6 protein-coding genes are annotated in these 10,207 nt (G+C 65.1%); 4 read left to right on the top strand and 2 right to left on the bottom strand.

The features are described from left to right. Positions 1–62: 62 nt before the first annotated feature. Entirely contained in the window at positions 63–4,004 is a 3,942-nt protein-coding gene (purL, locus tag IE125_RS08285) for a phosphoribosylformylglycinamidine synthase (RefSeq protein ID WP_189444165.1), read from the bottom strand. Between the two features lie 191 nt (positions 4,005–4,195). Here purL and mltF point away from each other — a divergent pair, with 191 nt between their 5' ends. Next, positions 4,196–5,647: a membrane-bound lytic murein transglycosylase MltF gene (gene mltF, locus IE125_RS08290; RefSeq protein WP_189444166.1), complete on the top strand. Its 1,452-nt coding sequence runs from the start codon at positions 4,196–4,198 to the stop codon at positions 5,645–5,647. A 131-nt stretch (positions 5,648–5,778) separates the two neighbouring features. Next, positions 5,779–7,743, top strand: a complete 1,965-nt coding sequence (locus IE125_RS08295; RefSeq protein WP_189444167.1) for a GGDEF domain-containing protein — start codon at positions 5,779–5,781, stop codon at positions 7,741–7,743. Positions 7,744–7,762: 19 nt separating this feature from the next. Here the strand turns inward: IE125_RS08295 and tadA are convergent, their stop codons facing one another. Then, positions 7,763–8,230 (bottom strand): tRNA adenosine(34) deaminase TadA, encoded by a 468-nt coding sequence (gene tadA / locus IE125_RS08300; protein WP_189444294.1) that lies wholly within the window; start codon positions 8,228–8,230, stop codon positions 7,763–7,765. A 114-nt stretch (positions 8,231–8,344) separates the two neighbouring features. Here tadA and IE125_RS08305 point away from each other — a divergent pair, with 114 nt between their 5' ends. Both IE125_RS08305 and IE125_RS08310 read left to right on the top strand, forming a co-directional pair. Continuing rightward, entirely contained in the window at positions 8,345–9,160 is an 816-nt protein-coding gene (locus IE125_RS08305; protein ID WP_189444168.1) for an acyl-CoA thioesterase domain-containing protein, read from the top strand. A 218-nt stretch (positions 9,161–9,378) separates the two neighbouring features. Then, on the top strand, positions 9,379–10,011 hold the full coding sequence (locus IE125_RS08310; protein WP_189444169.1) for an OmpW/AlkL family protein: 633 nt from the start codon (positions 9,379–9,381) through the stop codon (positions 10,009–10,011). The last annotated feature ends 196 nt before the right edge of the window (positions 10,012–10,207 follow it).

Below are 10,207 nucleotides of genomic sequence, written 5' to 3' on the forward strand. Positions count from 1 at the left end.
TCGCCAATCAGCCGATCCTGATCATTCGCTCAGATCAGTCGACTCGAATCAGTCGGCCCGAATCAGTCGACCCAGACCCGCGCGTTGCGGAACAACCGCATCCAGGCGCCGTCCTGGGTCCATTCCGGCGGACGCCAGGAGTTGGTCACCGCGCGGGCGACACGCTCGGGGTGCGGCATCATGATGGTGACGCGACCGTCCGGCGTGGTCAGGCCGGTAATCCCCGCCGGCGAACCGTTGGGATTGGCCGGGTAGCGCGTGGTGACCTGGCCTTCGTTATCGATGTAGCGCATCGATATCTGACCGCTGGTCTGCATGCTGCGCAGGTGACCGCTATCCTCGAACAGGGCACGGCCTTCGCCGTGGGCGACGGCAACCGGCATTGTCGAACCCGCCATGCCGGCGAGCAGGATCGACGGACTCTCTTCGACCTTGACCATCGAGACGCGCGCCTCGAACTGCTCGGAACCGTTACGCACGAAACGTGGCCAGCGCTCGGCGCCAGGGATCAACTCCTTGAGCTGCGAAAACATCTGACAGCCGTTGCAGACGCCGAGGCCGAAGGTGTCCTCTCGCGCGAAAAACGCCGCGAACTGATCGCGGGCACGGGCGTTGTAGAGCGCCGAGCGCGCCCAGCCACCGCCGGCGCCGAGCACATCGCCGTAGGAGAAGCCGCCACAGCCGACAAGCCCTTTCATCTCATCGAGCGTGACGCGGCCGGCGAGAATGTCGCTCATGTGCACGTCGACCGCTTCAAAGCCGGCGCGATCGAACGCTGCCGCCATCTCGACGTGTCCGTTGACGCCCTGCTCGCGCAGGATCGCCACCCGCGGGCGCACGCCGGTCTGGATGAACGGAGCCGCGACATCTTCATCGACATCGAATGAGAGGTTGGCGGAGAGGCCGGGATCACGCGGGTTGAGCAGCGCGTCGAATTCGCTCTTGGCGGCGTCCGGATTGTCGCGCAGCGCCTGCAGGCGGTAGCTGGTCTCCGACCAGGTGCGCTGCGTCGCCGTACGGGTTGTTTCGAGCAGCGGCTCCTCGAACAGCGTCACGCGCACCTGATCGTCGTAGCGCGGCCTGGCGATGACGCCACAGGTCTCGAGTCCGGCGGCTGCCAGCTGCGCCAGCACGAACTCGGTGTCCTCGCGGTTGACCTGAATCACCGCGCCCAGCTCCTCGGCGAAGAGCGCATCGACTGCACCGACGCTATCGTCGATCAGCCAGTCGAGCTTGATCTCGAGCCCGCCGCGACCGGCAAAGGCCATCTCCAGCAGCGTCACCAGCAGACCGCCGTCGCTGCGGTCGTGATAGGCGAGCAACTTGCCGTCGGCGTTGAGCCCCTGAATGACCTGGAAGAAAGCGACGAGATCCTCGGCATCGTCGAGATCCGGGCAGACGTTGCCGACCTGACCATAGACCTGGGCCAGTGCAGACCCACCGAGGCGGTTCTGGCCACGGCCGAGGTCGATCAGGATCAGGTCGCTCTCGTCCTGGTCGAGCCGAAGCTGCGGCGTCAGCGTCTTCATCGCGTCGGTCACCGGTGCGAAGCCGGTGATATCGAGCGTCAGCGGCGCGGTGACGCTCTTCGTGACGTCGTCACCGGGCTCACCTTCAGACCATGCCGTGCGCATGGACATCGAGTCCTTGCCCACCGGCACGGCGATGCCAAGCGCCGGGCAAAGCTCCATGCCGACGGCGTGAACGGCGTCGAAGAGCGCCTGATTCTCGCCGACATGATCGGCCGCGCTCATCCAGTTGGCGGAGAGCTTGATGTCGCTGAGCTGGGCGATGGGGGCAGCGGCCAGGTTGGTGATCGCCTCCGCCACTGCCAGACGCGCGCTCGCAGCCGGATCGATCAGCGCCACCGGCGGACGCTCGCCCATGGCCATCGCCTCGCCTGCGTGGGTGTCGAAGCTCGCCGTGGTCACGGCGCAGTCGGCCACCGGCACCTGCCAGGGGCCAACCATCTGATCGCGCGCCACCTGGCCTGTGATCGAACGGTCGCCGATGGTGATCAAGAAGCTCTTGGAAGCCACCGTCGGCAGCTTCAGCACGCGATCCAGCGCCTCGCGCAAGTCGAGGTTATCGAGACCGAGGCCGGGCAGATTGAGGGTGTGGCGCTCGAAGCTGCGCTGCATCTTCGGCGGCTTGCCGAACAGCACGCTCATCGGCAGATCGACCGGATCGGCCTCGAACTGACCATCGCGCACCGCCAGATGGTGTGCCTCGGTTGCCTCGCCGACCACGGCATAGGGGCAGCGCTCGCGCTGGCAAATGGCATCGAAGACCGCGAGCTGCTCGGGCGAGACCGCCAGCACGTAGCGTTCCTGGGCCTCGTTGCACCAGATCTCGAGCGGGCTCATGCCGGGTTCGGCGTTGGGCACCGCGCGCAGATCGAAAAGACCGCCGCGGCCGCCATCCTTGACCAGTTCCGGCAGAGCGTTGGAGAGACCGCCGGCGCCGACATCGTGAATGAAGGCGATCGGGTTGGCGTCATCGAGCGCCCAGCAGCGGTCGATCACTTCCTGGGCACGTCGCTCGATTTCCGGGTTATCGCGCTGAACGGAGGCGAAGTCGAGGTCCTCGCTGGAAGCACCGGAAGCCATCGAGGATGCCGCGCCGCCCCCGAGACCGATCAGCATCGCCGGGCCACCCATCACGATCAGCTTGGCGCCGACCGGGATCTCGCCCTTCTGCACGTGACCATCGCGGACGTTGCCGTAGCCACCGGCAAGCATCACCGGTTTGTGATAGCCGCGGCGCTCGATGCCGTCCGCGCCCACGGCATCGAGCTCGAAGGTGCGGAAGAAGCCGTTGAGGTTGGGACGTCCGAACTCGTTATTGAACGCCGCGCCGCCAATCGGCCCCTCGAGCATGATCTCGAGCGCCGACTGAATGCGCTCCGGCTTGCCGTAGTCAAACGCTTCCCACGGCTGCACGAACTCGGGAATTCGCAGGTTGGAGACGGTAAAACCGGTCAGGCCGGCCTTCGGCTTGCCGCCGCGACCGGTGGCGCCCTCGTCGCGGATCTCGCCGCCGGCGCCGGTTGCCGCACCGGGGTGCGGAGCGATCGCGGTCGGGTGATTGTGCGTCTCCACCTTCATCAGAATGTGGATCGGCTCCTCGGTCGCGCCGTAGACCTGGCTATCCGGTGCCGGGAAGAAGCGGCCGGCCGTCGCGCCTTCGATGATCGCCGCGTTGTCGCTGTAGGCCGAAAGCACCTTGTCGCTCGACTGCTCGAAGGTGTTCTTGATCATCTTGAACAGCGAGTGAGTCTGCGCCTCGCCGTCGATGACCCAGTCGGCATTGAAGATTTTGTGGCGGCAGTGTTCGGAGTTGGCCTGGGCGAACATCATCAGTTCGACGTCGGTCGGGTTACGCCCCAGTTGCGCAAAGGCATCGACCAGATAGTCGATTTCGTCCTCGGCGAGTGCCAGGCCCAGCTCGCGATTGGCCTCCGCCAGCGCCGGGCGGCCGCCGGCGAGCACGTCGACCGTCGACAGCGGCGTCGGTGCGTGATGAGAGAACAGCTTGGCGGCGTCGCTTGCATCGAACAGCACCGTCTCGGTCATACGGTCGTGCAGGCAGGCGACCGCCGCCTGAAAGCCTTCGGCTTCCGGAACGGTCTTGAACCCGACGCGATAGGCGATACCGCGCTCGACGCGTTCGATCGCATCGAGGCCGCAGTTATGCAGGATATCGGTTGCCTTGGAAGACCACGGCGAGATGGTGCCGATGCGCGGTACGACCAGCACCAGCTGCCCTTCGCCTGCCGAACCGTAGCCCGCAGCCGAATGCTCGCCGGCGACGTTCTCGACACCGTAGTCGAGCAGGGCCTCGAGACGCGCCGTCGTGGCCTCGTCAAGCGCCTGCGGATGATCGATGAAGTGGACGTAGTGTGCCGAGAGCGACTCGACTTCGGGCACCGCGGCACGCAGCTCCGCGAGCAGTTTGGCGTGGCGGAATGCAGATAGCGCGGGAGCGCCTTGCAATTCGAGCATGGCGAAGAAAGCCTCCAGGAAGGTCGAGGATCGCGGTGGTGTTGTGGCGAAACAGGCCAGCGATGCCGGAATCAGGGCGCCATGATACTGGAAAGCGACGGCGCTCGCTAAGCCGTCCGGCCAGTTACGGTGGGTGACACTGAAACGCCGTGCGGCTAAGGTGAGCGCTTCCGCCGCCACCGGTTCACCGGATGCCCAATCTACTGACGCACCTGCGCGTCGTGTTGATGGCGCTGCTGGCCTTGGCGACGCTCGTCTGTCCCGCCGAGCTTCCCAAGCCGTTCGGCAACGGCCTAGACCCGATCCGCAAACGCGATTTCCTGCAGGTCGCAACCCGCACCGGCCCCATTACCTTCTATGAAGGCGCGCACGGGCCGACCGGGTTCGAATACGAGTTGATGCGCCGCTTCGCTCACTCGCTCGGCGTCAGCCTGGCGGTGAAGAACGAAACGCGCATCGACGACGTGTTCGATGACGTGCGTCGTGGCGATGCCGACATGGGTGCGGCAGCGCTGGCCATGGATCTGGAGCGTCCCGGCATCCGCTACAGTCGGCCGATACTCGAGCTGCAGCCGCTGGTCGTCTATCGCCGCGGCTTGCCGCCGGTGCGCACCCTGGACGACCTGGTGGGGCTTCGCATCGGCGTGATCCAGGGTTCAGGCAATGCCGATGCGCTGAGGGTCCAGCAGCAGTCGGTCCCGGGGCTGGGCTGGCGCGAAGCGGGCGGCCTGACCATCGCCGATCTGCTGGAGATGGTGGAACGCGACGACCTGGATGCGGCGGTCGTCTATACCCACCAGTTCAAGCTCAATCGCCTGTTCTTCCCCAACGTCGAACGCGGCTTCGCGCTCGGCCAGCCGTTCAGTCTGAGCTGGGCCTTCGCGGCGAATACGCCGACCGACCTGCTGAGCGCCGCCAACGCCTTCATCGACGATCAGCGCGCCAGCGGCGAGCTGGATACGCTGGTCGGGCGCTACTTCGGCCACGACGACTATCTCGAATACGTGGGCGCACGGCTTTTCATCCATCACGTCGGCACCCGGCTGCCGCGCTTCGTGCCCTACTTCAAGACGGCCGCTCGCGACACCGGCTTCGACTGGCGGCTGCTGGCGGCGCTCGGCTATCAGGAGTCGCACTGGGAGGCCGATGCGACCTCGCCGACCGGCGTTCGGGGCTTGATGATGCTGACCCGCCCGACCGCCAACGAGATCGGTATCGACAACCGACTCGACCCGCGCCAGAGCGTCGAGGGCGGCGCGCGCTACCTGCAGCACGTTAAGCAGCGGCTCGACAATGCGATTCCCGAGCCCGATCGCACATGGATGGCACTGGCTGCCTACAATGTCGGGCTGGGCCATCTTTACGATGCCCAGGAGATCGCCAAGCTGCGCGGCAAGAATCCCGACCGGTGGGCCGACGTCCGCGAAGCGCTGCCATTACTGCAGCAAAAGGCTTGGTATTCGCAGGTTCGACATGGTTACGCTCGGGGCGGAGAACCCGTAATCTACGTACGCAATATCCGACGTTATTACGAGATATTGAAGTACGTGAATCGCAGTCAGCAGCAGTTCGATCAACTGGGTGAACGCGCCCTGGATGACGAGGATGTAAGCCCGCTCGAGATCGTGGCACCTCTACTCTAGGACCGGCACATCACTCCGGGCCGGTACATCACTCCAGGCCGGTACATCGAGACGAGAGACGCGACTGACGACTGCGGCGATTGGCGAGAGACCGTTCCTTTTCGCGTCCTGCTCGGGAGAAAGATGCGCTTATGCCAGCGGTAGTGCCCCGGTCAGTGCTTTATCTGGCGCTCCCGGTGCTGTTGTTCGCTGCCTGGGCGGGGGGCGAACTCGACCAGCGCGGGATTCTGCTGCCGCTGGTAGCCGTGCTCTGGCTCGGCCAGCTTGCCGCTGACCGTGGCTATCGCCGCGCCAGTCGCTGGCTGCTGATTCCCGTTGGCCTGGCGACGCTGGCGATTGCCGCGACCTATCTCCTGGCCGAGAACTGGCTGAGCGTCGCGGCGCTGCAGCACTGGCTCGATCGCCTGCCCGGCTACTGGCCGCTGTTCAGCGCACGCCCACCGGTTCTCGCGGTCTGCGTCGTCTTCGGCCTGACCCTCAATGTGCTGCTGCTCTCGCGGCTCGGTCTCGGCTCGCCGATGCTGCTGTTGCTGGCCGCCCTCTGTTTGAGCTGGCTGACGCTGCGTTCGCTGACGCCGACGCCGCTCAATGCTTCCAGTCGAGTCGGCGAGCCCCTGGCAGTCGTCACGGCGCTGTGGTTGCTCTGGCTCTCCCAGACACTCGCGCTACTGCCTGTACTGCGCCGCTACTGGCAGCGCATCCTGCCGCCATTGACCGTCGGCGGGCTGATCGCGCTGCTGGCGATGATCAGCTGGCACGAGCAGCGCGAGAGCGATAATCAGCGCCTCTACCGTCTGACGGTCAGTGATGGCGACAACATCGCCACCCTGCTGGCAAGCGAGACGGCGGCCCACCTCAAGGCGATGCGCCGCTTCACCAGCTTCTGGAACATGCTCGGCCATACACCGAGCCGAGCGGAGTGGGAGCAGCAGGCGAAGCGCTACCACGACGATTTCGGTTATTTCCGCAATATCGCCTACATCGATCCTCAGGGCACGGTGATTCGCGTCTATCCGCTGCGCGGTAATCGCTCGGTGCTCGGCATCAATCTCTACGCGAGCGGCTCACCGGCCCAGGCGGCGCTCGATCGGCCGCTGGTCTACGGCATCGAGGGGCAGACTGGTATCGTCGATTTTCTCCAGGGCGGCCGCGGCGTCATCAGCTACCTGCCGGTAAGGGATACCATCGATGGCACGATCCGCGGCGCGGTCGGCATGGTGGTCAGCGTCGACAGGCTGCTCAACACGCTGCTGGCGCAGAGCGACAATCAGAACCGCGCCGTCACGCTATCCGGTAACGGTCAAATCTATTTTCACTACGGCCCGCTGGGCAGCCTCGCCGACTGGCACTATCAAAAGATGGTCGCTCTCGGGACCGACGAGACCATGCTCAGCGTCCAGCCCACGCTCGAGTGGTTGCTGATTCAGCGCGAGCGACTGCCGGAAGTCACACTGATATTCGGGCTGCTGCTCGCCTATCTACTGCACATGGTGCTCTACATCTATCGCCGACTGGCACAGCAGCACCAGCTGGCAAGCCAGGCCAACGATTCGCTGCGCGAAGAGATGGACAAGCGCGAGCGGCTACAGCGAGAAATCGAGTGGCTCGCCCGCCACGACGAGCTGACGCAGTTGCCCAATCGGCGTCAGCTGCTGCGCTGGATCGATGCTCGCCAGATGCAGCTGCCGATGGCGCTCATGATCTGCGATATCGATCACTTCAAGAGCGTCAACGACCACTTCGGCCATCCCGAAGGGGATCGCTACCTCAAGACCCTGGCAGACCGCTGCCGAGTACCGGTCGAGCAGGCAGGCGGCCTGTTCGCCCGCTACGGCGGCGAAGAGTTCGTCGCCTGCCTGCCGACCTGCAGCCGCGAGCAGGCATTGGCAGTGGCCGAAGCGCTGCGAAAGACGGTTCAGGAGAGCGGGTTGATCCTGTTCAGCGGCGAGCCGGTGACGCTCAGTATCGGCGTCAGCGTGACCGAATCGCCCCCGCTGGAGCGAGACCGCCTGTTCCAGGCTGCCGACGAGGCGCTCTATCGTGCGAAGCAGCGTGGCCGCAACCGAATCGTCGAAGCGAACGCCCACGAGAAGTGATCTGCGGCCCGGCCAACCCTCAGGCGTCGGGCGCTTGACGACGCTCGCGGAAGAACTCGCGCAGCAGGCGTTTCGCCGGGGTTGCCAGTACGCCGCCGGCGACGTCGATCCGATGATTGAACCACGGTTGGGCAAACAGATTGGCACGAGACTCCACCATGCCGCCCTTGGGCTCGCTGGCAGCGTAGACCAGCCGCGCGATGCGAGCGTGAATCATCGCCCCAGTACACATCATGCAGGGTTCCAGCGTCACGAATAGCGTGCAGCGGTCGAGCCGGTAATTACCGAGCGTGGCGGACGCCGCGCGCAGGGCCTGTATTTCCGCGTGCGCTGTAGGGTCGTGGCCCGCGATCGGACAGTTGTAGCCGGCGCCGATGACCTCGCCGTCGGCATCGACCACGACAGCCCCGACCGGCACCTCACCGGACGCCGCGGCCAGCCGCGCCTGCTCCAGCGCCCGATGCATGTAGAATTCGTCACCGCGTATCATAGAAACCATCGCCATCGTTCATGTTCGCTCACGGACTCGGGGAAGCGGCGTGTCGGGCGGCGACTGGCTACCGCAGCCATCCATGCAGTGAGATCCCAGAAGGATACAGGAATGCCCCAACCTCTTGACGACCTCGTCACGCTTCTTTCGCTCGAGGCGCTGGAAGAAAATCTGTTTCGCGGTCAAAGCCAGGATCTCGGCCTGCCGCAGCTCTTCGGCGGCCAGGCGCTGGGGCAGGCCGCCGCCGCCGCGACGCGCACGGTGCCGGAAGATCGGCTGCTGCACTCGCTGCACGGCTACTTTCTGCGTCGCGGCGACGCGCAAAAGCCGGTGATTTACTCGGTCGACCGCGTCCGTGATGGCGGGAGTTTCACTACCCGGCGCGTGACCGCGATCCAGAATGGCAAGCCGATCTTCTTCTGCAGTGCCTCCTTCCAGGGCCATGAGCATGGTCTGCATCATCAGCCGACGGCACCGCCGGTGGCGACACCGGAAGCCCTCCTCGCCGAGGGCAAGGCGGTGCACCGGCGCTTTCGCGGCCATCCGGTGGAATTCATCACCGTCGAGGAGCATCACGGCCTGCCACCGTCACGCATGATCTGGTTTCGGATGCACGGAGACTGCCCGACCGCCCCCTCCCTGCATCGCTACCTGCTCGCCTACAGTTCCGACTTCAATCTGCTGCTGACGGCACTGCTGCCTCACGACGTCGAGTTCGGTGACCCGCGCCTGCGCATCGCGAGTCTCGACCATGCGCTGTGGATTCATCAGGACCCGCGCCTGGACGAGTGGCTGCTCTACGTCATCGAAAGCCCCTGGGCCGGCGGCGCACGCGGTTTCGCCCGCGGCAGCTTCTACGACCGCGACGGCCGATTGATCGCCTCCACCGCGCAGGAGGGACTGATGCGGATGGTGCCGGAAGACTGAGCCGGGCTCCCGGCTCCCGGCTCGTCGCTCGTCGCTCGTCGCTCGTCGCTCGTCGCTCGTCGCTCGTCGCTCGTCGCTTAAGAATACTTTTGCGACAAATAACCACATTAACCATGTGGTTATTCGGGCGTAGTCTGACGGTGTTGCCGCGCTGCAGAGACAGCCTCGGCAAGCCTTTTCAGCACCGCCCGGTGCAGGATCGTCAGGGGAACGCCGTCATGAAATCACGCTATCGTCTACTCGGCTCGGTCAGTCTGGCTCTGGCCGCTTCATTCACTGCCACCAGCGCGCTGGCCTACGGTGCGGGCGACTGGTTCACCCATTTCGGCGTCGCCAAGGTCTCGCCGAAGAGCGACAACGGCCACTTCGATGGCCTGGACATGGATGTCGATGTCGAGGACAAGACCGGTTTCGCCTTTACGCTCGGGTATCGCTTTCTCGACCATTGGGGCGTCGAACTGCTGGCGGCCGAGCCGTTCGAGCACGATATCAATCTCAACGGCGACGAGCTGGCTTCCACCAAGCACCTGCCGCCGACGCTCACGCTGCAGTACTACCCGCTTGGCGGCACCGATGCCTGGGTCCAGCCCTACCTCGGTGCCGGACTGAATTACACCCATTTCTCGGACGAAGAACTCGACGTCGGTAGCCTCGATCTCGATGACTCCTGGGGCGCCGCCGGTCAGTTGGGCGTGGACCTGCTGGTCGACGACCACTGGTCGCTCAACGCCGCGGCCTGGTATCTCGACATCGACTCGGACGCCACCGCGACCGTTGGCGGGCAAGACTACGACACCACCGTACATATCGATCCCTGGGTCGTGATGGCCGGCGTGGGCTACCGGTTCTGACATCGAAGGCTCTGATACCCGCGCGCCTGCCCTTCGTATTGGCATCACCCATCACTTGTGCTGTTGGCCACCGCCCGGTGGCCTTTTTTGTGGCCTGCCATCCCTGGCGGCCAACCTGCGGGCCGCCTACAGCGTCAAAAACCGCTCCCGGCGGTTTTTTGTGGCCTACCATCCTTGGCGGCCACCCCGCGGGCCG

Source organism: Salinicola rhizosphaerae (assembly GCF_014652715.1).
GTDB lineage: Bacteria > Pseudomonadota > Gammaproteobacteria > Pseudomonadales > Halomonadaceae > Salinicola > Salinicola rhizosphaerae.